A 24487-nucleotide genomic window follows, 5' to 3' on the forward strand; every position below is an offset into this window, starting at 1 on the left:
TCTCCCGGCTTTTTTATTTGTGACGATCAGGACTCTTTCGTCAGAACAACTCGTGGGTCTGACCATTATCCATCAGTGTCGTCCCCGCCTCATGTACCGAATACTCAGTAGGTTGAGTGCCTTCGATAAAGAACTCTGGGCGGCTACCTGGCCCGCCAGTAGAGAGCTTACCGGTTTGCTTATCAATCACTACGCTGACGATACCCGGCGGTGGTGTGACAGGTTTTTCCGGCAAGCCCTCTAAAGCCGTCTTCATAAAGTCATTCCATGCTGGCTGAGCTGTCTTCGCCCCACCTTCAGCCCCGGCTATCTGGTCTGGTATTGCGCCTGATGCCGAGCTGCGACCTAAATCGCGACGATGGTCATCGAAGCCAATCCAGACTGATGTTACGGTATCCGGGCCATAGCCAGAGAACCAGGCATCTTTCGAGTTATTGGTAGTACCGGTTTTGCCGCCAATATCTTTGCGTTTCAAATCACGCCCAGCCCGCCAGCCCGTCCCCATCCAGCCAGGTTCCCCGAAGATGTTGGAGTTCAGTGCATCACGGATCAGGAACGCCAGCGGGGTGCTTATTACATGTGGTGCATATTGCTCATCGCTATTGAGTTTCGCCTGCGCAGGGGTGACTTGTTCCAGCTCCGGCATTGGCACATTGCTGGCGCTGTTGGTTTGTGATGTCGCGACATTTTCGATGTTATCGTCCGACAGCACCACCGAGCGTTGAGTGTCGCCATAAATGACTGGTAAGTTGCACTCTTGGCAGACAATTTTGGGTTTTGTCTCAAACAGCACATTACCGACATCATCGGTGATTTTGGTGATGAAATAGGGGTCAACCAAATAACCGCCATTTGCCAGCACCGCGTAACCACGGACTAACTGCAATGGCGTGAACGAAGCTGAACCCAATGCCAGTGACTCCGAATGCACAATATTTTGTGCCGGGAAGCCAAAACGTTGTAGATATTCAGCGGCATAATCCACACCCATTGCGCGCATTGCCCGCACCATCACCACATTTTTTGACTGACCTAAACCTTGGCGCAAACGAATCGGGCCATCGTAAGTTGGCGGTGAGTTTTTTGGCCGCCAGTCAGTTCCGGCACCGGCATCCCAACGGGTAATGGGCAAGTCGTTGAGGATGGTTGCCAGTGTCAGCCCTTTATCCATCGCGGCGGTATACAGGAACGGCTTAATATTCGAACCCACCTGACGCAGCGCTTGGGTAGCACGGTTGAATTTACTTTGGTTAAAGTCAAAACCCCCCACCAATGCTTTAATCGCACCATTATTCGGGTCGATAGAAACCAGGGCTGAATTGACGTCCGGCACCTGCGCCAGCCACCAGTTATCCTCGACTTTTCTGACCCAAATCTGCTGACCCGGTTGCACCACATCTGTGACTTTTTTCGGTGTCGGCCCCTGAGCGTTATCCGACTTAAATGCACGCGCCCAACGCATACCGGACATTGGCAAGGTCACGTTAGTGCCATCCGCCAGCAGGGCCGTGGCTTGTTCCGCATTGGTTTGTGTCACGACCGCCGGCAGCAGCGGGCCATAGACCGGCAACGTTTTCAGCGAATCAATAATCTGCTCACGACTCCACGCACTTTCACCCACCTTCCACAACACATTGGACGGGCCGCGGTAGCCATGACGCATGTCATAAGCCAGCACATTGGCGCGTAACGAGTCAACCGCCGCCAACTGGAGCTTTCTGGTGATGGTGGTATAGACCTGATAACCGTCGGTATACGCATTCTCACCGTAACGTTTAATCATCTCCTGGCGCACCATTTCAGACAGATAAGGTGCTGAGAAGGCAATTTGTGGAGCATGATAGTTGGCGACCAGATCTTCACTGCGCGCCTGATCGTACTGTGCTTGGGTGATGTACTTCTCATCCAGCATACGCGACAGCACGACGTTTCGGCGTGCAACCGCTCTATCGTGTGAATAGAGTGGGTTGAAGGTTGACGGCGCTTTAGGCAAACCGGCAATCATCGCCATCTGGCTGAGAGTCAACTCGTTGACTTCTTTACCGAAATAGACCTGTGCTGCCGCCCCGACACCATAGGCACGGTAGCCGAGATAAATCTTGTTCAGATACAGCTCAAGAATTTCATCCTTGCTCAATAACTGTTCAATACGAATAGCCAGAAATGCTTCCTTGATTTTACGCATCAAGGTCCGCTCTGGGCTTAAGAAAAAGTTTCGCGCCAATTGTTGGGTAATGGTACTTGCCCCTTGTGAGGCGCGCCCAGAAACCATGGCAACTGAGGCAGCACGTAGGATACCCACCGGGTCCACACCGTGATGCTCATAGAATCGGCTATCTTCCGTTGCAATAAACGCGTGCACCATTTCTGGTGGGATCTGTTTTAGTGTCAACGGGATACGGCGTTTTTCACCGTATTGGGCGATCAATTCGCCTTCGGCGCTATACACCAACATTGGTGTTTGCAGCCGGACATCTTTCAGTGTGGCAACATCGGGTAGCTGAGGCTCAATATATTTGTAGAGACCAAATATCGAAGCTGCTCCCAGTAAAATGCAACACACTGTAAGGATCAAAAAATACTTTACGAACTTCACCTGAGATTTCCCATTCAATGTCAATTGGGCAGTTTATAAACAACCGCGCCGTAGTATAAAGGCAAGCCCTTAACATGGATACGTTCTTTTATTCTCTCTCGACATGGAGGTCGACAAAGATGTACACACAATATTGGCAGGTTGGGCTGGATATTCAAATGGAGGCCATACGCGCCCTGGCGGTTGTCAGGCGTCGCCATGGCTGGCAATTGCGCTACTGGTGGCATCACTCCTTACCAGCAGGCTCGTTGCGCGACGGTATTTTACAACAGCCGGATATCGTTAGCGACAAACTAAAATTATTGCGCAAGCAATTACCGAGACATATTTCATTACGTATTGCACTGCCCGCCCAGCGGATATTGCAACATGCCATGGCTGTACCAGACCGGCGTCTGCGCGAACCGGAACGCGCAGGGTATATTAATGCGGCGGCTTGCCGGGCATTCCCGCTAAGCAGTCAGGAGTTGGCGCTGGATTATCGCACTACCCTCCGATCCGACAGTGAACTACTGATTACTGCGGCCCGTCAGTCAGAAATAGAGCAATGGCAAAACTGCTTACATCAGGCTGGCTTGCCATCACATATCATTGATATCACGCCCTGCGCTTTGCGCTATATGGCGGCAGCGGCAGGGTTATCCGGGCCATATTGGCTGATTCATCGCCTGGCGAATGAGTGGCTGTGGGTCTCTTCCAGCGAGATGCCGTTTGAGTTTGGCGTGGTAGCTATTGACGCGGATGATGATGTGCCGGAAGGCCACTACTCTAATGCAACAGAATCACGTTCGGCATTGGTGGCACAGCTTCAGACTCGTTATCCCGAACTGGGTATGGCCCAGATGAGGGTCTACTACAGCAGCACGATGGATGAGCCGCCGCCTGAAAACAGCACCCACTGGTCACCTTTCGCGGCATTTACCCAGTATCAACCGCCACTTCCCTCCTTACCTGCCGCCTACATTCTGGCCGGAGGGCTGGCACTACGCCCAGCGGACTACTGATGTATCAGGTTAACTTTTCATTGTGGCGCACTGAACACCTGCTCGCCCGCTACCGTTTTTGGCGTAATGCGGGTTTGTGCCAGTGTTCACTGTTGGTCATTACACTGGTGATCGCGTTGATACAATCCCATGGGGTACAGACCCGCCAGCAAGGCAGTTTGCTTGAGCTAACACAGCAACAGGGGGCATTAAGCCAGCATTATCAAGAGGTGCAACACGCCATGGCGCAGTTGCAGCAAACAGAGCAGCGCGTTCAGATTTACCGTCAGGCGCATCAATCTGCCCGTCGATACACCACATTATTGCAGCAGCTATCACAGCAAATTCCAGATAGCTGTTGGTTGATAAGCTTAATGCCACAAGGCGACAGGCTGCTCTTCGAGGTGATTAGCCAGGAATATGCCGCAATTAACCACTTTTTAGTGCAGTTAGGTCGTCAATCTCTTCTCGCGAATGTGCAATTACAAAAAATTGCTCAGCAGGATGACGGTAATTTTCGTTTTGCGGTTTGGGCTGACTGGCAAAGTGGGGAGGCGAATCATGAATAAGTCATTACAACGCTGGTTGGATAGGCCGGGCTGGCAGCTCTGCTTATGGCAATGGGGTGTTCTGGGGCTACTTGGCGCCGCGACTTATGGCATCTTATTGCGCCCTGCATGGCAACAACAGCATCTCAGCGAAAATAAAATTATTCAGCATCAACAGCAAGTTGAGTATCAACAGTCACTCTTGGCGACATTGCCCGAACTCTCACTCATTCGCCAGCAAATCGCGGCGGTGAGTTCTGAGGAAGCCGCCTGGCGGCAAAATAGTAGCTCTATGGCCCATTTGGTCGGTGAATTGATTGCGCCCTTTGGCGGGCAGGTCATTCATTGGCAGCGGCAACCGGAACCGGCAGCCGCGGCTGAGCTGGATACAGTGGCGCATCAACAGTGGCACGCAACTTTGCGGGTCAATTTCTATGGGCTGCTTCACTTATTGCGCCAATTATCTGAAATCTCAGTGCCGATACAAACTCAACTGGTTGAAATCAAAAGTGATAAAGCGGTACTGATGGTGAAAATAGTCCTGAAAGAGTACCGCGCGGAGGGCATCAATGAGTAATCGCAGCAAAGGGGTGATAGTGGGGCTACTGATAACGGTAGCACTGGCCCCTGCCGTGTATGCCGAACCCTTATTGACCACGGCGACGCGTAACCCTTTTCAAAAAGTATCGGCAGAGTCTTGTGGCAGTGACCGAGAACGGCTAGCCAGTTGGCAGTTTCAGGGCATGGTGAGTGGCGCAGATTACCACTCCGCTTGGGGGCGGTGGCCCGACGCTAGCGGGCAAAAGTTGGTAGTGGGGCAACAACTGCTGCCCAATTGGCAGGTTACCGATATTAGCGCACAACAGGTGACTCTACAGCATATTAACCTAGATAAGAGGTGCGGAGGGTTCTCAGCACCAGTGGTGCTATTGATGCGCTGAGTTAACTATTTTTCTGATGGATGATAGCCAGAATTAAAAGGAATTGAACTGATGGATATGACTAAAGCCAAAATTAAAACAGCAGCTTGGCTAACCCGTACATTCAGTCTCGTGTGGGGGCGGAGACTGATGCTGCTGAGCTTATTGTTCACGAACACCGCATTGCTCGGCGCAAAAGGGGGGCCGCCCGTCACACTGGCGTTTCAGGATGCCCCAGTCTCCGTGGTGTTACAGGCGCTGGCTGATTATCAGCAATTGAATTTGGTGGTTGCGGCAGGGGTCAGTGGCAATATTAGCCTCCGACTGGTTGATGTCCCGTGGGAGCAGGCACTCACTATCATTTTGCGCATGGGGCACCTGAAAGTAGAACGCGAAGGGGCGGTGATGATGGTGTTCACCGAACAGGATATAGAGGAGAGGCAACAGCGCACCAAACAAAAAACGGAGCCAGACTCTCTGAGTAATCTGACACTGGCTTTGCAACACGCTGATGCCGAACAAGTTGCGGATAGTTTGGATGAGAGTGAACTACTCTCTCCACTAGGCAGTGTGATGGTGGATAAACGCACCAATACATTACTCATTCGCGATACTCCCGCATCATTGGCAGTATTGAAAGGCTGGTTGGCTGAGATGGATCTCCCCTTACAGCAAGTCCAGCTCGCGGCACATATCGTGACCATGAGCCGCGAAAACTTGCAGGAGCTGGGTGTGCGCTGGGGCATGGGTGAGTCGCAGCACGCCACGTCGCTGAGAGTGAATGATTTCAATGTCAATTTACCGCTGGCTAACAGTGTTGTTAACGCAGGATTTAATGTCGCTCGTATTGGCGGGCGACTGCTGGAGCTTGAGTTGAGTGCATTAGAGCAAGAGAATCAGGTCGATATTATTGCCAGCCCACGTCTGGTGGCCTCTCATCTGCAAACCGCCAGCATCAAGCAAGGTTCTGACATCCCTTATGCTGTCGCGCGCGGGGATAAAGGTGCGGTTTCTATCGAATTTAAAGAGGCGGTATTAGGAATGGAGGTCACACCTAAAATACTGCGCAATGGCAAAATTACTCTAAACTTGAAAATTAGTCAGAATATGCCCGGCATGACAATTAAACGTGGCGATACTGAAGCTCTGCTAATAGATAAGCAGGAAATAAAAACCCAAATAACAGTAAATGATGGTGAAACCATTGTGCTGGGGGGCATTTTCCAACAAAAAAACAATCAGGCAGTGAATAAAGTCCCCATCCTGGCCGATATTCCTTGGTTGGGGGCGCTGTTTAAACAAGACACCAAGCAACAAAGTCGGCGAGAGCTGGTGATTTTCATCACGCCAAGGTTGATCAGTGCTTGAGCTCTAAAGGTACTGTTTTATGAAAACAGGTCAATCTTGGTGACTTTCTACAACTTTTTGTGTGATAGAAGGCTTCTAAATTTGACGCTGCGTCAGATTTAGCTTACAAGGGTTACCGAATTGAGCGCCGAGGTTTTTAATAACGTTGATACGCCGATAAAAACGTATGGTTTCCCTCCCACGACGTGTACAACGATTTATTCGGTTGCCAAACTACCAGAAGTGCTGAGATAATTTTCCGTCTGATCTCGCACTATCGCTCATGAGGTTTCAGTTTAGGTCCCGCCGCTAATTTGATTGGCGGGGCGGGTTATCATTAACGAATAGTCTTAGTAATACCAAAAACATGGCAGAGAAACGCAATATCTTTCTGGTTGGGCCTATGGGTGCCGGCAAAAGCACTATTGGTCGTCAGTTAGCTCAGCAACTCAATATGGAGTTTTTCGACTCCGATCAAGAAATTGAGCGACGTACCGGAGCTGACGTGGGCTGGGTATTCGACGTGGAAGGCGAAGAAGGTTTCCGCGATCGCGAAGAAAAAGTTATTAATGAACTGACGGAAAAGCAAGGCATTGTTCTGGCAACCGGTGGTGGCTCTGTTAAATCCAGAGAAACCCGTAACCGTTTGTCAGCCCGTGGCGTTGTGGTGTACTTGGAAACCACGATCGAAAAGCAGCTAGCTCGTACACAGCGCGACAAAAAACGTCCGTTGTTGCAGGTTGATTCGCCTCCGCGTGAAGTGTTAGAAGCACTGGCAAGAGAACGCAATCCGTTGTACGAAGAAATTGCAGATGTCACCATCCGCACTGACGATCAAAGCGCGAAAGTTGTTGCTAACCAGATTATCAACATGCTGGAAAGTAACTGATTTTAGCATTTTACTAATGCCCACGGGCGTAAGTTAAGAAGGTTACTGAGCGCGACATGGAGAAGATTACTGTCACGTTAGGGGAGCGTAGCTACCCCATTACGATCGCTGCTGGATTGTTCAATGATCCGGCCTCTTTTAAGCCGCTAAAGGCGGGTGACCAGGTCATGCTGGTAACCAACCAAACGCTGGCTCCACTCTATCTGGACTCGCTCCGGGCAGTGTTGGAGCAAAGTGGCATTAAAGTTGATCAGGTGATTTTACCTGATGGTGAGCAGTATAAATCTCTGAGCGTTTTGGAGCAGGTATTCTCTGCCCTTCTGGAAAAACCGCACGGTCGTGATACTACGCTTGTCGCCTTAGGTGGCGGTGTAGTAGGCGACCTGACCGGTTTTGCCGCAGCTTGCTATCAACGTGGTGTTCGCTTCATTCAAGTCCCTACGACCTTACTTTCTCAAGTGGACTCTTCTGTCGGTGGCAAAACCGCAGTGAACCATCCATTGGGCAAGAACATGATTGGTGCTTTCTACCAGCCCGCATCGGTGGTGGTTGACCTTAATTGCCTTAAAACTCTCCCTCCACGTGAACTTGCTTCCGGGCTGGCTGAAGTTATCAAATACGGCATTATTCTTGATGCTGCTTTCTTTGATTGGTTAGAAGAGAACATCGACGCATTACTCGCACTGGATATGTCAGCGTTAGCTTACTGCATCCGCCGTTGTTGCGAATTAAAAGCCGATGTTGTTGCAGCCGATGAACGCGAAGAGAGCGGGATGCGCGCTTTACTCAATTTGGGTCATACTTATGGTCATGCCATAGAGGCTGAAATGGGGTATGGCGTCTGGCTACACGGAGAAGCAGTTGCTGCCGGTATGATGATGGCGGCACATACCTCCCGTCGATTGGGCCAACTCTCAGCGAGTGATGTTGAGCGTATCAAAAAACTAATTTTACGTGCTGGTCTGCCTGTCTGCGGGCCGCAGGAAATGACACCTGAATCCTATCTGCCGCACATGATGCGCGATAAAAAAGTGCTGGCAGGCGAGCTTCGTCTGGTGCTGCCAACCGCTATCGGTCAGTCAGAAATCCGTAGTGGTATTGCACACGACATGGTGTTGGCGTCGATCGCTGATTGCCAGCAATAGGAAATGGCATAAGTACGAGATGCATAAATTCTATCTTCATAAGATCTATGCTCATAAGCCCTATGATGTTGTATCATAAGAACATCATATTTCTTTGCTGCGGGCGGTTTAGCCTGTTTGCAGTCAGTAAACTCAATCAGCCGGACTGCAGTGATAAATGCGGTAGGCTTTTGCCTCTAGTTGGAGGGTTTAGATGGATGATTTAAAGCCGGAAGACGATCTGAAACCAGATAGCAGTGACCGTCGTCCCACACGCGCTCGTAAGTCCTCAACGGGGCCGAAGCTGGCTGTTTCACGCCAACACATGATGATTGGTATCGGCATTTTAGTGCTGCTATTGATCATTATTGCCATCGGTTCAGCCCTGAAAGCGCCGACAGAGCATGAAGCATCTCAACAGAATCCCAATGTTGATGCCGCGAGAAATATTAATCTGTCTGATTCATCTTCACTCACCAGTGGTAATAACGCGCAACCAGGTGTGGCGAATAATGCCAGCGATGGCCATGATGCCAACGGCGTGCAGAGTACGGCTCAACCACAAGATATCACTGTTCCGCCGATTTCGCCGACCCCAACTGAAGCCGCAGCACAGCCTTCAGCGAACAGCCCGACTCAGCGTGTCGAGTTACCGGGAAATATGTCTGATGCACTTTCTCAGACTCAAGGGCAGGTCGATACACTGTCTCAGAATATGAATGATGGTCAGACATCAACTTTACCGACAGCACCGGCCACGGTTTCTGGCTCGAAAGGGGCGAAAGCACCAGTGACGGGTGATTCCACTACCCATCCATTACAGAAACCCGGCACGGTAGCGACTAAACATCCGTCTACAAATCCGCTATCCACCAATCAGCCGTCGAGCAGTCATAAAAAGCCGACCACGGCGGTCTCTCCGGCAGCATCTGCGGTGGCCGCTAAACCTGGTTCGGTGAGTGGCAGTAGTAGTGCTTTGAAAAATGCGCCAGGCAGTCACTTCACGTTACAGCTGAGCAGTGCATCTCGCTCAGACACGTTGAATGCTTATGCCAAGCAGCAAAAATTAACTGACTATCATGTCTATGAAACTAAACGTGATGGTAAGCCTTGGTACATTTTAGTAAGTGGTAACTATGCCTCTTCTGCTGACGCAAAAAGGGCAATCACCACACTACCAGCCGATGTTCAGGCGAAAAAACCGTGGGTTAAACCTGTGCAGCAAGTACAGCAAGACCTTAAAAAATAAATCATTCTTATTTGTGCGCTGATGTGCTGTTTGAAACAGAGTACAATCTGCGGCTCTGAATTATTAAGTAGCTAACTGACGGCATGAAGAAAAACCGCGCTTTTTTAAAATGGGCTGGTGGGAAATATCCGCTGGTTGATGACATTCGACGCCATCTTCCAGCGGGAGACTGCTTGATAGAGCCATTCGTCGGTGCGGGTTCGGTGTTCCTTAACACTGAGTATGAGTCTTACATACTGGCCGATATCAACAGTGATCTTATCAACCTCTACAATATCGTGAAGGAACGCACTGATGACTTTGTGCGTGACGCTCGCATTTTATTCACGGGCGATTTCAATAATTCCGATAGTTTTTACCTTCTACGTCAAGAGTTTAACTCCAGTAGCGACACCTATCGCCGGGCATTATTGTTTCTCTATTTGAATCGCCATTGTTATAACGGTCTGTGCCGTTATAATTTGAGCGGTGAATTCAATGTGCCATTTGGTCGTTACAAAAAACCTTATTTCCCGGAAGCGGAGCTGTATTGGTTTGCTGAAAAATCGCAACATGCTGTTTTTGTTTGTGAGCACTATCAGGAAACTTTATTAAAAGCCGTGCAAGGGGCCGTGGTTTACTGCGATCCTCCGTATGCGCCGCTCTCTGCAACCGCCAATTTTACGGCATATCACACCAACAATTTTGGCATTGCGGATCAACAGAATTTGGCGCGTCTGGCTTACCAGCTTTCGGCTGAAAGCCAGATTCCGGTTCTGATCTCTAACCACGATACAGAACTGACGCGCGACTGGTATCATCAGGCGTCACTGCATGTGGTGAAAGCGCGCCGTACTATCAGCCGTAATATCCTGGGCCGTAGTAAAGTGAACGAGCTTTTGGCGCTGTATAGCTGAGCGGAAACGTCCGCTCGGTAAAGATTCAAACCCAGTGGTTTATGAAATAGGCAGCTTGATGTAGATGGTTAAATCTGCAAAATGGATGCTTCATAAAACAAAGAGATACGTTTGGAGAAGCGGATGAAAAAGTTTTTAATTGCCCCATCTATTCTGTCAGCAGATTTTGCCCGCTTGGGTGAGGATACCGCCAAGGTACTCGCGGCTGGCGCTGATATTGTGCACTTTGATGTGATGGACAATCATTACGTTCCTAATCTGACCATCGGCCCGATGGTGTGCCAGGCGCTGCGTGACTATGGTATTACCGCCCCGATTGATGTGCATCTGATGGTGAAACCGGTTGATCGTATCGTGCCGGATTTTGCCAAAGCCGGTGCCACTTATATTTCATTCCATCCTGAAGCCTCAGAGCATGTCGACCGCACACTGCAACTCATCAAAGAGAGTGGTTGCAAGGCGGGTCTGGTGTTCAACCCGGCCACGCCACTTAGTTACCTTGATTATGTGATGGATAAACTAGATGTCATTTTATTGATGTCGGTGAACCCCGGTTTCGGTGGTCAGTCATTCATCCCCGAGACACTGAACAAGCTGCGGCAGGTACGTAAGCTTATCGATGACAGCGGTTATGACATTCGGCTGGAAGTGGATGGCGGGGTGAAAGTCGATAATATTCGCCAGATAGCCGCTGCGGGTGCGGATATGTTTGTGGCCGGCTCGGCTATCTTCAGCCAACCGGATTATGCCGCGGTTATCGATGCGATGCGCAGCGAACTGGCGATGTCCGCCCATGACTAAATTTGGTGCTATCCGTGGTGTGGCTTTCGATCTGGATGGCACATTAGTCGATAGCGCGCCGGGGCTTGCCAGCGCAATTGATATGGCGTTGGCTCATCAAGGCTTGCCTGCGGCGGGTCAAGGTCTGGTGTCTACCTGGATTGGTAACGGTGCTGATGTTCTCGTCGAACGCGCGTTGCGTTGGGCCGGTCACGCGCCTGATGCTCAGGCGGTTGCCCATACCCGCGAGCTGTTTGACCACTATTATGCCAAAACCGTTGAGCAGGGCAGTCAGCTATTCCCGCAGGTTAAAGCGACCTTGGAACAGCTGGCGGTCAGTGGCTTACCTATGGGGCTGATTACCAATAAACCCACACCGTTTGTTGCGCCCTTGCTGGCATCACTGGGCATTGCTGATTATTTCTCGGTCATTATTGGCGGTGATGATGTGGTGGCGAAAAAGCCTCATCCCGCGCCGCTCTATTTGCTGTTGGCTAAACTCGGCCTACATGCTCGCGAAATGCTGTTTGTCGGCGATTCGCGCAATGACATTATGGCCGCACAGGCCGCCGGTTGCCCCAGTATTGGGTTGACCTATGGATATAACTACGGTGAAGCTATTGCCACCAGTCACCCCGACTGTGTGATGGATCACTTTGCCGATCTGTTGCCCGCCATCGGGCTACCCTCTTTAAAAGATCAGGAAGTATAAAATGAGTCACCCCACTGAATTAGGTCAACCTGTTGTGTCCAATAAACCTATCGTATTTAGCGGCGCGCAACCGTCCGGTGAATTGACCATTGGCAATTACATGGGTGCGCTGCGTCAGTGGGTACAGATGCAAGATGATTATGATTGCATCTATTGCATTGTTGACCTACATGCCATCACCGCGCGTCAAGACCCCGCGCTGTTAAGAAAGAGAACACTGGACACACTGGCGCTCTATCTGGCTTGCGGCATCGATCCGCAGAAGAGCACTATTTTCGTTCAGTCCCATGTGCCAGAGCACTCTCAACTGAGCTGGGCGCTGAACTGTTACACCTATTTTGGCGAACTGAGTCGTATGACCCAGTTCAAAGACAAGTCAGCCCGCTATGCCGAAAACATTAATGCTGGCTTGTTTGATTACCCGGTATTGATGGCGGCAGATATCTTGCTGTATCAGACCAATCAGGTGCCGGTGGGGGAAGACCAGAAACAGCATTTGGAGTTGAGCCGCGATATCGCGAACCGCTTTAACAATCTGTATGGCGATATCTTCAAAATTCCAGAGCCGTTTATCCCTAAAGCGGGTGCGCGGGTGATGTCGTTGCAGGACCCAACCAAAAAGATGTCCAAATCTGATGACAACCGCAACAATGTCATTGAGTTGCTGGAAGATCCTAAATCGGTAGTGAAAAAGATTAAGCGCGCGATGACCGACTCTGATGAGCCAGCAGTGATCCGCTATGACACCGAAAAGAAAGCCGGTGTGTCTAACTTGCTGGATATTCTCTCTGGCGTGACAGGTAAGTCAGTTCCTGAGCTGGAAGCGCAGTTTGAAGGCCAAATGTACGGCCATTTGAAAGGCGCTGTTGCCGAGGCAGTTTCTGGCATGTTGAGTGAGCTACAGGCCCGTTATCACACTTATCGTGAAGATGAGGCTTTCTTGCAGGAAGTGATGCGTGAAGGGGCTGCCAAGGCCCGCGCCCGCGCCCAAGAGACACTGGCGAAAGTCTACCAAGCCATTGGTTTTGTTGCACATCCGTAAGTAAATCAGTAAGCAACCCGAAGGGGGAGAGATCTCCCTCAGACTGCCGACAAAGTCAAATAAAGGGGAAACGTGCCGTTGGGGCCGTAACGGAGTAAGCCGTCGGAGCGGCCCTAGGTGCGGTCAACCCTTTACTCACTAAGTTATAAGTCGCTTTGTCATTAACCTCAGGGGAGCTCTCCCCCTTCTGAGTCAACTCAGCTTAACCCACTCTTTCAACCTGCTCTTTTGCCGCGACTTTGTCGTGCTCGGCGCTGGAAAACCAATTCAGTTTTTCACGTAAGCTGACCACGCTGCCGACAATAATCAGGCTAGGGCTGCTGACCTGCTGGGAAAGTAGCGCCAACTGGCTCAGTTCGCCGCTGACCACTCGCTGATGTCGCGAGGTGCCATTCTCCACTAGCGCCACTGGCGTCACGGCCGGCATACCGTGTCGAATTAGCTGCTGCTGGATCTCTCCGGCCTGCGATAACCCCATATAAAACACCAGTGTTTGCTTCTCTGCCGCCAGATTGGCCCAATCCAGCTGGCCCTCTTTTTTGGCATGACCGGTAATCAGCCGCACACTCTGCGCATGATCACGATGGGTCAGGGGAATGCCACTGTAGGCAGAACAGCCCGAGGCGGCAGTAATCCCTGGCACCACCGAGAAAGGAATGCCATATTCCGCTAAGGTTTCCAGCTCCTCGCCACCACGGCCAAAAATAAACGGGTCGCCGCCTTTCAAACGCACCACCCGCTTGCCAAGCTGTGCTTGCTGCAACAAGATTTGATTGATTTGATCCTGTGGCACACTGTGATGGCCCGACTGTTTGCCGACAAAAATCCGCTCGGCATCACGCCGCACCAGATTCATGACCTCATCGGAGACTAAGCGGTCATACACCACCACATCAGCTTGCTGAATCTGCTGCAAACCTTTTAAGGTCAGCAAACCCGCATCACCCGGCCCGGCACCCACCAATACCACTTCACCGCGATCAGAGAGCGGTGCATTGAACAACTGCTCAATGTGCTGCTCGACTTGTACCTGATCGTCATTCGCCAGTGATTGCGCCAAACGATCGTGGGTTAGCAGTTTTTCCCAAAAACGACGGCGATCGGGCATGGCGGCAAAATGTTGCTTCACCCGTTGGCGCAAATGACCCGCCAACTGTGCCAACTGCCCTAAATGCAGTGGCAGCATCGCCTCGAGCTTTTCCCGCAACAGCCGTGCCAGCACGGGTGCTTTACCGCCAGAAGAGATAGCAATCATGATGGGTGAGCGGTCAATGATTGATGGCATGATAAAGCTGGTGCGCTTGGGATCATCCACCACATTGCAGAACACCCGCTGTTGGTTGGCGCTTTGATAGACCAAAGCATTCACCGCCACCTGATCAGTTGCCGCAATCACTAGCCACTGCTCTGCCAGCAGCTCTGGAGCAAACTCGCCGCTGACTAAGGTGAGCTGCTCCTGCTCGGCCCACAGGTGAAACTGTGGCGTAAATTCGCAGGCGTTGACGGTGATAGCAGCACCCGCATCCAGCAGTAGCCGGGCTTTGCGTTCGGCCACTTCACCGCCACCGACCAGCAGGCAGGCTTTGTTTTGCAGTTGGCAGAAAATCGGGAAGTAGTCCATCGGCAATCCTTCAGATTAAGGTGGTGGGGTGATAAAACCCGCCTTTGCCGGCGGGGGAGAACAGTAAAAAGTTACTCTTTTACCGCGTGTGGCGCGCTAACGGCCATAGGCTGTGGGCGCTGCTCTCGTGGCGTGGCATACCAGTAGCCGAGGCCCATAAAAACGGCACCCGACAGGGTATTCCCCAGCGTGACCCACAACAGGTTGTGACCAATGCCGCTGAGGGTATAGGCCTCGCTGTGATGACCAAACCATGACAGCGCGAACAGGGTCATATTGGCCACTGAGTGCTCGTAGCCAGAAGCAATAAAGGCCAGCAAACACCACCAGATAGCGATAAATTTCGCCGCGCCTTCTACGCGGATTGCCATCCAGATCGCCAGACAAACCAGCCAGTTACATAATATACCTTTGAAGAATAAGGTCATAGCGGGCGCCGAGGTTTTTGCCAGCGCAGCGGTGTGTACCAGGCTGGTATCCACGGTGAGCAAGCTGCCGCCGCCGTAGTAATAGAGCAGGGCCACAAACACCGAACCCAGCAGATTCCCCAACCAGGTTTGCGGCAATACTGCCCACATTTGGCTGGATTTGATGGTGCCCGCTTTCACGCCGAAGGTCAGGAACATGGTGTGGCCGGTGAACAGCTCAGAACCGGCGATAATCACCAGGGTCAGTGCCAGGCCAAAGGTGGCTCCCATCACCAGCGGACGGTAAGCCGGGTCGATCAGGTTTCCTAAGGTAAAAATCAGAATAATGCCAAGGCCAACATAGGCACCGGCCATGGCAGAACCAATCCAAAAGCCTAGCGGGCTATCTTTGGCCAGTTTGACGATTCGCGCCGCGTTAGCCGCGCATTTGTTGATGGTGTCGCTATACATTTTTAATCCCAATCCCCTCGGTATTGACGCCGCAGCGCTGTTAGCTGCAACGCCAATCACTTTGGGGATGATTGAGTGTTATTTTGTAGGTATCCGGTGCTGGCCAGTTAACCCGTTATTTATCACGCTTTGATTTGCACCATGCCGTCGCGGACTCGCACGTCATAGTGGGCAACCGAGCGGGTTTCATCTTCCAGACAGAGGCCATCATGCAGGCGAAAGTGCTGTTTTTTCAGCGGGCTGGCGACCCACAGATCACCTTGATGCTCAGCAATCAATCCGCGCGACAGTACACTGGCCTGAGCGAAAGGATCAATGTTGCTGATGGCGAAAACCTGCTCGTCAGTGTAGGGGCGGAAAACCGCAATGTGCTGCTCGCCGATCAGCCCACACACGCCGCTGCCGGGCAAAATATCGTCTAACAGGCAGAGTGGAATCCACTGGCTCATAGGTTCTCCTCCAGTTCAAGCAGCCGCACTGGGATGCGCTCATCCGGGCGGGCCGGACGATGTTGTTCACGTTCAGCCACCACTTGCACGTTCGGGTCGCGCATCGGGCTATTGATAAAGTGGGCAAAGCGAACTTGTGCCGCTGGATCCTCGACGGTAGCTTTCCATTCGCAGGTCACTTTGTCGCGCAGGCGGGCAATATCGGCTTCCAACTGATCGTTGATGCCCAGTTTGTCGTCGAGGATAACCGCCCGCAGGTAGCTAATGCCGCCCTCCAGGCTCTCCAACCACACCGAAGTGCGTTGCAGCTTATCGGCGGTGCGGATGTAGAACATCATAAAGCGGTCGAGGTAGCGCATCAGGGTCTCTTCATCCAGATCTGCCGCCAGTAAGTCCGCGTGACGTGGCTTCATGCCGCCGTTACCGCAGACATACAGGTTCCAGCCGTTTTCGGTGGCGATAATCCCCACGTCTTTGCCCTGTGCTTCGGAACACTCGCGGGTACAGCCGGAGACGCCGAACTTCATTTTGTGTGGTGTGCGGATGCCTTTGAAGCGGTGCTCCAGTGCGACACCAAAACCGACGCTGTCACCCACACCAAAGCGGCACCAGGTGCTGCCGACGCAGGTTTTTGCCATGCGCAGTGCTTTGGCATAGGCATGACCGGTCTCAAAGCCCGCTTCAATCAGTTGCGCCCAGATAGCGGGCAGGTCATCTTTTTGCGCGCCAAACATCCCCACGCGCTGTGAGCCGGTTAGTTTGGTGTACAGATTATACTCTTTGGCGATGCGGCCAATTGCGAGTAGGCCATCCGGCGTGATCTCCCCACCCGGTGAGCGCGGGATGACTGAGTAAGTGCCGTCTTTCTGGATATTGCCGAGGAAGTTGTCATTGGTGTCCTGCAGCGGCGTATGTTGCGGTGCCAATACATAGTCATTCCAGCAGGAGGCCAGCAGTGAGCCGACTGTCGGTTTACAGACTTCACAGCCGTAGCCTTTACCATATTTTTCCCGCAGGGCATCGAAGGATTTAATCCCTTCAACCCGGATCAGGTGATACAGCTCTTGGCGCGAATAGGCGAAGTGCTCACACAAATGATGATTCACTTCAATGCCTTGCTTGCTGAGTTCGGCATTCAGCACTTGGGTGACCAGCGGAATACAGCCGCCGCAGCCAGTGCCGGCTTTAGTGGCGGATTTCAGTGCGGCGACGGTATGGCAGCCCTGACCGATGGCCTGAATAATGTCGCCTTTGGTGACATCAAAACAGGAGCAGATCTGCGCGCTATCTGGCAGTGAATCTACCCCCATGGCCGGTTTACTGCCGGCGTGAGCCGGGAGGATCAGGCTGTCGGGGTTATCTGGCAGCGCGATATTGTTTAGCGCCAGTTGCAGCAGGTTGCCGTAATCGCTGGTATCCCCCACCAAGACGGCGCCGAGCAGGGTTTTGTTGTCGGCGCTGACCACCAGACGCTTATAAATTTCTTTACTTTCATCCAGATAAACGTAGCTGCGCGCCCCTTCAGTGCGGCCATGGGCATCACCAATCCCGCCCACATCGACACCCAGCAACTTCAGCTTGGCGCTCATGTCGGCACCTTTAAAGGCATTTTCGCGGCCTAACAGGTGATCGGCGGTGACCTGCGCCATTTTGTAACCCGGTGCAACCAGCCCGAAGGTCCGCTCTTGCCACGAGGCACACTCACCAATGGCGTAGACATCCGGGTCGGATGTCTGGCAATAATCATTGATAGCAATACCACCACGGCGTGCTGTGGCTAAACCGCATTGATGCGCCAGTTTGTCTTGTGGGCGAATACCGGTGGAGAAGACAATAAAATCGACTTCCAGCTGCGATCCATCAGCAAACTGCATGGTTTTGCGGCCGTTTTGGCCTGAATGAATAATTTCCTGCGTATTTTTGCCGGTATGGACTCTGACGCCCATGCGCTCAATTTTCTGGCGCAGCTGGTCACCGCCCATAGGGTCAAGCTGCTCGGCCATTAATACGGGTGCAAATTCAATCACATGGGTTTCAACGCCAAGGCTTTTCAAGGCCCCTGCGGCTTCCAGCCCGAGCAGCCCACCACCAATAACTGCCCCACGTTTGCTGCGGCGGGTACAGGCCTCGATAGCATTTAGGTCTTCAATGGTGCGATACACAAAGCAATCCTGCCCTTCGCTACCTTTGATTGGCGGGATCCACGGATAGGAGCCGGTCGCCATAATCAGCTTGTCATAATAGAGGGTACGGCCGCTGTTGGAGTGAATCACTTTCTCGGTGCGGTTGATGGTAATGGCGCGTTCGCCAACCAGCACTTTGACGCCGTGTTTTTCATAAAAGCCTTCACGAACTAATGACAGCTCTTCGGCAGTATGGTGGGAGAAGTAAGAGGAGAGATGTACCCGGTCATAAGCGATGCGAGGCTCTTCGCAAAATACGGTTATCTCAAATTGGTCTTTATCGGCTTTATCCAGTAAGTCTTCGATAAAGCGGTGGCCGACCATGCCGTTGCCGATGATGGCAAGTTTGACTTTGCTCATTTTTGCCTCAATTTTTAATTTTCTACGCTTACCTTAATCTTCCCAACATGGCACTTCTTGATGTAAATCAATTAGCGTTTCATATACCTCTAAGGTGGTAGATGGATGATTTTTAACGTTTTTTGATAAGTTGCGGATTTCATTCATCTTTAGCTGAAAGGTTTCAGTTCTGGCTGTTTTTTTGATCTAACGATAAATCCGCCGATAAAAAGAAAATCGGGCGGGTGACTGCTGATCGGATAAGCTAACAACAGATCATGCCGAAAGTGGCAAAGGGGTCATGGAGGTATCAATGTCAGCGCAATCCGCAACAAATCATTTACTGGCGAGCATCAACAATGTGCGCTTGGTCGGGCAAACGGGGCTTTGGCAGCTTAAGGTCGCGGAGGGCAAAATCAGTGCAATTTCGCCGCAGCCGGATCAACTACCAACAGGCGCGGGTGTGCTGGATGCGCAGGGTGGTTTGGCACAGCCCCCCTTTGTCGAGCCGCATATTCATCTGGATACCACTCAAACAGCGGGGCAACCGAGCTGGAATCAATCAGGCACCCTGTTTGAGGGTATAGAGCGCTGGGCTGAGCGCAAAGCGCTGTTGACGCGCGAGGATGTTAAGCAGCGGGCATGGCAGACGCTGAAATGGCAAATCGCCAATGGTATTCAGCATGTGCGCACCCATGTGGATGTCTCTGATCCCAGCCTGACGGCGCTGAGCGCCATGTTGGAGGTGAAAGAGGAGGTCAGTCCGTGGGTGGAGATGCAGATTGTGGCGTTTCCACAAGAGGGTATTCTCTCCTATCCCGATGGCGCGGCGCTGTTGGAAGAGGCGCTGCGACTAGGCGCGGATGTGGTCGGGGCGATCCCGCATTTTGAATTTACCCGCGAATATGGCGTCGAATCGCTACATATTGCCTTTGCACTGGCGCAGAAATATCAGCGGCTGGTGGATGTGCATTGTGATGAGATTGATGATGAGCAGTCGCGTTTTGTCGAAACAGTGGCGGCCTTGGCGCACCGTGAAAACATGGGGGCGCGGGTGACCGCCAGTCACACCACGGCGATGCACTCCTATAATGGCGCTTATGCCTCGCGGCTATTTCGCCTGCTGAAAATGTCCGGCATTCACTTCGTCGCCAACCCCTTGGTGAATATTCACCTGCAAGGGCGCTTTGACACCTATCCGAAGCGGCGCGGCATTACGCGGGTCAAGGAGATGCTGGCGGCCGATATTAATGTCTGCTTCGGTCATGATGATGTGTTTGACCCGTGGTATCCGCTGGGCACCGCCAATATGTTGCAAGTGCTGCATATGGGGCTGCATATTTGTCAGCTGATGGGATACGGCCAAATCAATGATGGGCTGAATCTGATCACCCACAACAGCGCCCGAACATTGAATTTATCGGATTATGGTTTGCAGTTAGGTAATAGCGCCAATCTGATTATTCTGCCCGCCGAAAGTGGTTTTGATGCGGTGCGGCGACAAGTGCCGGTGCGCTACTCCATTCGTCATGGGGTGGTGATTGCCAGCACGCAGCCCGCCGAGAGTCGGATCTATTTGGGCCACGAAGAGGTGGTGAACTTTAAGTAGGGGGCTGCCCTGCTACCGCAATGGCGGCAGGGCAGTTGATTCAGCTAAACCATCAATCAGTGTGTTGCATGGCCGTGGCTGCGGTGTTTGGTGAAGAAGCCCAGAATCAGGCACATCACGAATACCGCCAGATAGAGGCCGTTGGCTGTTGTCAGTGCGGCATGAACACCACTGTTCGCGACAATGGGGCCTGTGACGACGAAGGTCAGCATAGTCCCGACAGTACCGCAGGTCAGAATGAAGTTCACCAGTTTGGGTGAAGAGACTTTGGTTTGCAGCGAGCCGAGGGTAATCAGTGTGGTGTAGATGGCACTGGAGACAAAGCCTAATGCCAGAATGTAGTAGCTCAGATAGGCCGGATTATCAGTGCTGACAAACAGATACATCGCCAGTGTTGCCAGCGCAGCCAGCACAGTTACGATGCGTTGCAGGTCAAAGAAGCGCAGGATGAAGCTGAACACCCACATCCCAATCATGTATGAGATCCAGAAGTTACTGACCAGTTGGCCCGCTTGGCTGATATCCATATTGAAGGTCTTGGTGGCATATTCCGGCACCCACTGGATGAAACCGAGTTGACCAAGGATGTAGCACAGTGCGGCAATCGCCAGGAAGAGCACACCAATGCCCCACTTCTCTTTCGCCACGGGTCTGTTTTCATCGCTGGCCTTATGGCCCAGAACCGGGAACTCAGACATTAATGTCAGCACGAAAATCCCCACATACAGCAGGCCGATGCAGGCATAAACCCAGTACCACTCAATATGGCGTGCCAGCAGCATTGCCGCCGCTACCGGGAAAATCATCCCCGCCATACTGAAGAATGAGTCGGTAAACAGCAGGCGGGAGCCACGCTGACGCCCTTCATACATATGGGTTATCAGGAAAGTACCGATCGACATGGTGATCCCGCTCACGACCCCAAGGATAAACATGCTGATTGAGAAGAGCATCAGATTATGGCCCACCATCAATCCGGCAATCGCTACCAACATCAGAATAAAGCCAAATACCAACTGACGTTTTAATGGAATGATCTCCATCAACCAGGCATTGAGGAAAATGGAGATCAGAATACCCGCATTAAGGAAAGTAAATGTGTTACTCATACTGGCAATAGGCAGATTGAAATACTCCGCGATATTCCCCATCACCATCCCGGTGACAATAACTAACGCGCCGGTCAGAGCGTAAGAAAAGTAACTGATCCAAGTGAGTCGAAGGCGATTGCTGTTATTCATAGAGGGGCCTGTGTCAGCATAGAGTTAATACGACCATAGTTAATACAACCATAGTAAGAACGTTAATAAAAAGGGTTCAAACCAATTCACTACTCAGGCGGCGGATCCTAGCACAGGCATAGTGGGTTTTTGTGACTTACATCCAACTTTTAATGCAATGAGTGAAATGTGATAGAGAATAATAGTGAGGCGTCACATATTCCGGCTCGGAGAAAATGAGAAATACCCTTAATTTAATGAGAATTAACACTGCATTAAGATAGGTTCAGATATGATTCTTTCTGCGGCCTTGACAGGTCAGGGCTAATAAAAACTGTTCATAAAACAGAGAGTAATCAATCGTATTCTATTGGTTGTTATTGAGATAAAGGAACTATCGTGATGAACAGTGGGATTCCTGCTGTAGTGCTATTGGTGCTCCGGTGCCATTAGGTCAAATTCTTTATCGCAGCAGGCGCTACTCAGCCTGGCTGGGAATAGCCGCGATCCTGATGCTATTTATCGCACCGGTGGTTTCAGTCTCACTGGCGCTTTCTTACGATCAAAGCAAACCCGCCATAACAGTGGCTGATGGCGCGATGGAGATGGCGAGTCACCACCGCAGTGGGCCAGATGACTCACCAGAGGCCCATCACGGCGCTAAAACAGCTACTACCGCTACTTCCGATGAGCACGGGAATCGTCATGACGGCATGATGATGAACCATGCCGCCTGTGGATATTGTGTATTACTGACCCATCTGCCGTTGCTCAACACGGCTTTCAAAGCAGATATCCGCTCTGCATTACTGCGGATTGAGTTATCTCCGCCGCTATTTGTTTATACGCAACTCATCAAAGAGCGCTATTACGAGAGTCAACCACGCGCGCCGCCTACTTTTTATTCCTGATCACTCAATAAAAAATCAAAACCACTTATTTACTGTGGATTATCTGGTGTGAACTCTCTGGTATGAGAAATATCCACCGGACTCATTTCTATTGTCCAAGGAATCATTATGTCTGGTAAGAATAACGGCGGTAAAAAAACATTATTAGCGTGCGCAGTCACTTCCGCACTCTCGGTATTGACCTTAAATGCTATGGCAGCGGATCATCAGGTGGCCGCAGATCACGCGACCAACCACGTCACCGATAATCGCGGCGATAAACAAACCAATGACGCCGAGGTGATTACGGTCACCGCCCCCCAGCATTCGCCGCTCACCATCGTCACCTCGCCTAAAACACCACGCCAGCCAGTACCGGCCAGTGATGGTGCGGACTACCTAAAAACTATCCCCGGTTTTTCGCAAATCCGTAATGGCGGCACCAATGGCGATGTGGTTTTCCGTGGCATGTTTGGCTCGCGCATCAAAATTCTGACTGATGGTGCCGAAACACTGGGCACCTGCCCGTCGCGGATGGATGCGCCCACCTCCTATATCTCACCGGAGAGCTTTGACTTGTTGAGGGTAGTGAAGGGGCCGCAATCGGTGTTATGGGGGCCGGGTGCCTCCGCTGGCACCATTTTGTTTGAGCGCGAGCAACCCCATTTTGATCAAGCGGGCGTCCAGGGCGATGCCAGCTTGCTGGTGGGTTCCAACGGGCGCTGGGATAAAAATCTCAATGCGAGTTTGGGCAACGAGCAAGGCTATCTGCGCATGATGGGGAATCAGTCGCAAGCGGGTAATTATAAGGATGGCGACGGCACCCGGGTGCCATCGAAGTGGGATAAATGGAATGCGGATGTCGCGCTGGGCTGGACACCAGATGCCGACACTTTGCTTGAGCTGACGGCCGGTAAAGGCGATGGTGAGGCGAGCTATGCTGGGCGCGGTATGGACGGCTCGCAATTTTTGCGCGAAAGCTTGGGAGCGCGTTTCGAGAAAAGCAATATTGGTGAAGTGCTGGATAAGATTGAAGCTAAGGTTTACTACAACTACGTCAACCACATTATGGATAACCATAGCTTACGCACCCCGCCGATGATGGCGATGACCAGTAATCTAGACCGTCGCACCATTGGCGGTCGCGTCATGGGAACCTGGTTGTGGGAGGATCTGAAATTAGAAGCCGGTAGTGACATGCAAACCAATACCCATCGCAAGAACAGACAAAATACGTGGAACAAAAATGCCAGCTTCGCAAACTATGGCCTGTTCGGCGAACTGACGTGGACGATGAGTGAGCAGGATAAACTGATTACCGGCACTCGTTTAGACCATCATCAGGTCACCAATTATACCCGCGCCGATGAGCCTACCCGCTCCGCCACGCTACCGGCGGGTTTCATGCGTTTTGAGCACAATCTGGCTGATGCCCCAGTGATGTGGTATGCCGGTGTGGGCCATACCGAGCGTTTTCCTGACTTCTGGGAGCTATTCTCCCCGACGTTCGGGCCAACAGGGTCGAACAGTGCTTTTGAGGGGGTAAAAAGTGAAAAAACTACCCAGCTTGATATCGGTGCGCAATACAGCGGCAAGCAGCTAAATGGTTGGGTCTCTGCTTATCTGGGTCGGGTGAATGATTTTATTTTGTTCAAGTATGATCCCAAAAATCTACGTATTAGTCAGGCGGATAATATCAATGCAACCATCATGGGCGGTGAGATGGGCGCAGGCTATGCCTTCAACGACCACTGGAAAGCGGATGCCAGTCTGGCCTATGCGTGGGGCGAAAACAGCAGCAATAATCGCCCACTGCCGCAAATCCCCCCTCTTGAAGCACGACTGGGGCTGACCTATGAAACTGGCAACTGGAGTAGCACCGCACTCTGGCGGCTGGTCAGCAGTCAGCACCGGGTGGCGATTAATGAAGGGAATGTGGTGGGTAAAGATTTCGCCGACAGCGCGGGCTTTGGTGTGCTCTCAGCCAATGTGGCCTACAAAATCACGCCGCAAGTGAAGGTTAGCGGGGGCATCGATAATCTGCTAAATAAAACCTATAGCGAGCACCTCAATCTGGCCGGTAACAGCGGATTTGGTTATTCCGTCAATACGCCAGTGAATGAGCCGGGTAGGACACTGTGGGCTAAGTTAAATGTGACTTTCTAAGGGCTTATTTCCCCCTTGGCGTTGGGGGTCGCCATTAGCAAGAGAG

At 51.7% G+C, this 24487-nt stretch carries 21 protein-coding genes; 15 read left to right on the top strand and 6 right to left on the bottom strand.

The window, feature by feature from the left end; genetic code table 11:
* Positions 1-40: 40 nt before the first annotated feature.
* Positions 41-2596, bottom strand: a complete 2556-nt coding sequence (mrcA, locus tag FFE93_RS00785) for a peptidoglycan glycosyltransferase/peptidoglycan DD-transpeptidase MrcA (RefSeq protein ID WP_054872854.1) — start codon at positions 2594-2596, stop codon at positions 41-43.
* Between the two features lie 119 nt (positions 2597-2715).
* On the opposite strand from mrcA, the gene pilM reads away from it, so the two are divergent.
* The 12 genes from pilM to trpS all read left to right on the top strand — a co-directional run bounded on the left by pilM (position 2716) and on the right by trpS (position 13086).
* Positions 2716-3600, top strand: a complete 885-nt coding sequence (pilM, locus tag FFE93_RS00790; protein WP_054872855.1) for a type IV pilus biogenesis protein PilM — start codon at positions 2716-2718, stop codon at positions 3598-3600.
* Positions 3600-4148: a PilN domain-containing protein gene (locus FFE93_RS00795; RefSeq protein ID WP_032896757.1), complete on the top strand. Its 549-nt coding sequence runs from the start codon at positions 3600-3602 to the stop codon at positions 4146-4148. The genes pilM and FFE93_RS00795 overlap by 1 nt, the downstream gene beginning before the upstream one ends.
* A complete protein-coding gene (locus FFE93_RS00800; protein WP_054872856.1) occupies positions 4141-4704 on the top strand; it encodes a hypothetical protein in 564 nt (187 codons plus the stop codon). Before FFE93_RS00795 ends, FFE93_RS00800 begins: the two co-directional genes overlap by 8 nt.
* A complete protein-coding gene (locus FFE93_RS00805; protein ID WP_049601244.1) occupies positions 4697-5068 on the top strand; it encodes a pilus assembly protein PilP in 372 nt (123 codons plus the stop codon). The genes FFE93_RS00800 and FFE93_RS00805 overlap by 8 nt, the downstream gene beginning before the upstream one ends.
* Positions 5069-5197: 129 nt before the next feature.
* Positions 5198-6415 carry a DNA uptake porin HofQ gene (hofQ, locus tag FFE93_RS00810; RefSeq protein WP_005271695.1) on the top strand — a complete coding sequence of 406 codons (1218 nt, stop codon included), beginning with the start codon at positions 5198-5200 and terminating at the stop codon, positions 6413-6415.
* Between the two features lie 346 nt (positions 6416-6761).
* Positions 6762-7283 carry a shikimate kinase AroK gene (gene aroK, locus FFE93_RS00815; RefSeq protein ID WP_005271698.1) on the top strand — a complete coding sequence of 174 codons (522 nt, stop codon included), beginning with the start codon at positions 6762-6764 and terminating at the stop codon, positions 7281-7283.
* A gap of 56 nt (positions 7284-7339) precedes the next feature.
* Positions 7340-8428, top strand: a complete 1089-nt coding sequence (aroB, locus tag FFE93_RS00820; RefSeq protein ID WP_005271700.1) for a 3-dehydroquinate synthase — start codon at positions 7340-7342, stop codon at positions 8426-8428.
* 193 nt (positions 8429-8621) lie between these two features.
* A complete protein-coding gene (locus FFE93_RS00825; RefSeq protein ID WP_138774695.1) occupies positions 8622-9656 on the top strand; it encodes an SPOR domain-containing protein in 1035 nt (344 codons plus the stop codon).
* An 83-nt stretch (positions 9657-9739) separates the two neighbouring features.
* Positions 9740-10552, top strand: coding sequence for an adenine-specific DNA-methyltransferase (dam, locus tag FFE93_RS00830; RefSeq protein WP_005271703.1), 813 nt, complete (start codon positions 9740-9742; stop codon positions 10550-10552).
* 123 nt (positions 10553-10675) lie between these two features.
* Positions 10676-11353 carry a ribulose-phosphate 3-epimerase gene (gene rpe / locus FFE93_RS00835; protein ID WP_005271705.1) on the top strand — a complete coding sequence of 226 codons (678 nt, stop codon included), beginning with the start codon at positions 10676-10678 and terminating at the stop codon, positions 11351-11353.
* On the top strand, positions 11346-12044 hold the full coding sequence (locus tag FFE93_RS00840; RefSeq protein ID WP_138774696.1) for a phosphoglycolate phosphatase: 699 nt from the start codon (positions 11346-11348) through the stop codon (positions 12042-12044). Before rpe ends, FFE93_RS00840 begins: the two co-directional genes overlap by 8 nt.
* A 1-nt stretch (position 12045) precedes the next feature.
* Positions 12046-13086, top strand: a complete 1041-nt coding sequence (trpS, locus tag FFE93_RS00845) for a tryptophan--tRNA ligase (RefSeq protein WP_032896767.1) — start codon at positions 12046-12048, stop codon at positions 13084-13086.
* 202 nt (positions 13087-13288) lie between these two features.
* Here trpS and cysG read toward each other — a convergent pair whose 3' ends face one another.
* The 4 genes from cysG to nirB form a co-directional block, all read right to left on the bottom strand.
* Positions 13289-14707 (bottom strand): siroheme synthase CysG, encoded by a 1419-nt coding sequence (gene cysG, locus FFE93_RS00850; protein WP_138774697.1) that lies wholly within the window; start codon positions 14705-14707, stop codon positions 13289-13291.
* Positions 14708-14778: 71 nt separating this feature from the next.
* On the bottom strand, positions 14779-15585 hold the full coding sequence (nirC, locus tag FFE93_RS00855; RefSeq protein ID WP_054872858.1) for a nitrite transporter NirC: 807 nt from the start codon (positions 15583-15585) through the stop codon (positions 14779-14781).
* 122 nt (positions 15586-15707) lie between these two features.
* A complete protein-coding gene (nirD, locus tag FFE93_RS00860) occupies positions 15708-16034 on the bottom strand; it encodes a nitrite reductase small subunit NirD (RefSeq protein WP_032896771.1) in 327 nt (108 codons plus the stop codon).
* Positions 16031-18577 carry a nitrite reductase large subunit NirB gene (gene nirB, locus FFE93_RS00865; protein WP_005271722.1) on the bottom strand — a complete coding sequence of 849 codons (2547 nt, stop codon included), beginning with the start codon at positions 18575-18577 and terminating at the stop codon, positions 16031-16033. Before nirB ends, nirD begins: the two co-directional genes overlap by 4 nt.
* A gap of 280 nt (positions 18578-18857) precedes the next feature.
* Here nirB and FFE93_RS00870 point away from each other — a divergent pair, with 280 nt between their 5' ends.
* The gene (locus tag FFE93_RS00870) at positions 18858-20165 is read left to right on the top strand and encodes a cytosine deaminase (RefSeq protein ID WP_138774698.1); all 1308 of its coding nucleotides are present in this window, start codon (positions 18858-18860) and stop codon (positions 20163-20165) included.
* Positions 20166-20221: 56 nt separating this feature from the next.
* Here the strand turns inward: FFE93_RS00870 and tsgA are convergent, their stop codons facing one another.
* Positions 20222-21406 (bottom strand): MFS transporter TsgA, encoded by a 1185-nt coding sequence (gene tsgA, locus FFE93_RS00875; protein WP_138774699.1) that lies wholly within the window; start codon positions 21404-21406, stop codon positions 20222-20224.
* 422 nt (positions 21407-21828) lie between these two features.
* Here tsgA and FFE93_RS00880 point away from each other — a divergent pair, with 422 nt between their 5' ends.
* Together FFE93_RS00880 and FFE93_RS00885 are read left to right on the top strand one after the other, a co-directional pair.
* Complete coding sequence (locus tag FFE93_RS00880; protein ID WP_138774700.1) at positions 21829-22296, top strand: DUF2946 domain-containing protein; 468 nt, start codon at positions 21829-21831, stop codon at positions 22294-22296.
* A gap of 105 nt (positions 22297-22401) precedes the next feature.
* Entirely contained in the window at positions 22402-24441 is a 2040-nt protein-coding gene (locus FFE93_RS00885; protein ID WP_080375799.1) for a TonB-dependent copper receptor, read from the top strand.
* The last annotated feature ends 46 nt before the right edge of the window (positions 24442-24487 follow it).

It is taken from the genome of Yersinia sp. KBS0713, assembly GCF_005937895.2.
In the GTDB taxonomy this organism is placed as follows: Bacteria; Pseudomonadota; Gammaproteobacteria; order Enterobacterales; family Enterobacteriaceae; genus Yersinia; species Yersinia bercovieri.

What these genes read in the sequence shown, in the direction of transcription:
- pilM (WP_054872855.1), top strand. Translation starts at nt 2,716, where the DNA reads ATGTACACACAATATTGGCAGGTTGGGCTGGATATTCAAATGGAGGCC.
- FFE93_RS00795 (WP_032896757.1), top strand. Translation starts at nt 3,600, where the DNA reads ATGTATCAGGTTAACTTTTCATTGTGGCGCACTGAACACCTGCTCGCC.
- FFE93_RS00800 (WP_054872856.1), top strand. Translation starts at nt 4,141, where the DNA reads ATGAATAAGTCATTACAACGCTGGTTGGATAGGCCGGGCTGGCAGCTC.
- FFE93_RS00805 (WP_049601244.1), top strand. Translation starts at nt 4,697, where the DNA reads ATGAGTAATCGCAGCAAAGGGGTGATAGTGGGGCTACTGATAACGGTA.
- hofQ (WP_005271695.1), top strand. Translation starts at nt 5,198, where the DNA reads ATGCTGCTGAGCTTATTGTTCACGAACACCGCATTGCTCGGCGCAAAA.
- aroK (WP_005271698.1), top strand. Translation starts at nt 6,762, where the DNA reads ATGGCAGAGAAACGCAATATCTTTCTGGTTGGGCCTATGGGTGCCGGC.
- aroB (WP_005271700.1), top strand. Translation starts at nt 7,340, where the DNA reads ATGGAGAAGATTACTGTCACGTTAGGGGAGCGTAGCTACCCCATTACG.
- FFE93_RS00825 (WP_138774695.1), top strand. Translation starts at nt 8,622, where the DNA reads ATGGATGATTTAAAGCCGGAAGACGATCTGAAACCAGATAGCAGTGAC.
- dam (WP_005271703.1), top strand. Translation starts at nt 9,740, where the DNA reads ATGAAGAAAAACCGCGCTTTTTTAAAATGGGCTGGTGGGAAATATCCG.
- rpe (WP_005271705.1), top strand. Translation starts at nt 10,676, where the DNA reads ATGAAAAAGTTTTTAATTGCCCCATCTATTCTGTCAGCAGATTTTGCC.
- FFE93_RS00840 (WP_138774696.1), top strand. Translation starts at nt 11,346, where the DNA reads ATGACTAAATTTGGTGCTATCCGTGGTGTGGCTTTCGATCTGGATGGC.
- trpS (WP_032896767.1), top strand. Translation starts at nt 12,046, where the DNA reads ATGAGTCACCCCACTGAATTAGGTCAACCTGTTGTGTCCAATAAACCT.
- cysG (WP_138774697.1), bottom strand. Translation starts at nt 14,707, where the DNA reads ATGGACTACTTCCCGATTTTCTGCCAACTGCAAAACAAAGCCTGCCTG.
- nirC (WP_054872858.1), bottom strand. Translation starts at nt 15,585, where the DNA reads ATGTATAGCGACACCATCAACAAATGCGCGGCTAACGCGGCGCGAATC.
- nirD (WP_032896771.1), bottom strand. Translation starts at nt 16,034, where the DNA reads ATGAGCCAGTGGATTCCACTCTGCCTGTTAGACGATATTTTGCCCGGC.
- nirB (WP_005271722.1), bottom strand. Translation starts at nt 18,577, where the DNA reads ATGAGCAAAGTCAAACTTGCCATCATCGGCAACGGCATGGTCGGCCAC.
- FFE93_RS00870 (WP_138774698.1), top strand. Translation starts at nt 18,858, where the DNA reads ATGGAGGTATCAATGTCAGCGCAATCCGCAACAAATCATTTACTGGCG.
- tsgA (WP_138774699.1), bottom strand. Translation starts at nt 21,406, where the DNA reads ATGAATAACAGCAATCGCCTTCGACTCACTTGGATCAGTTACTTTTCT.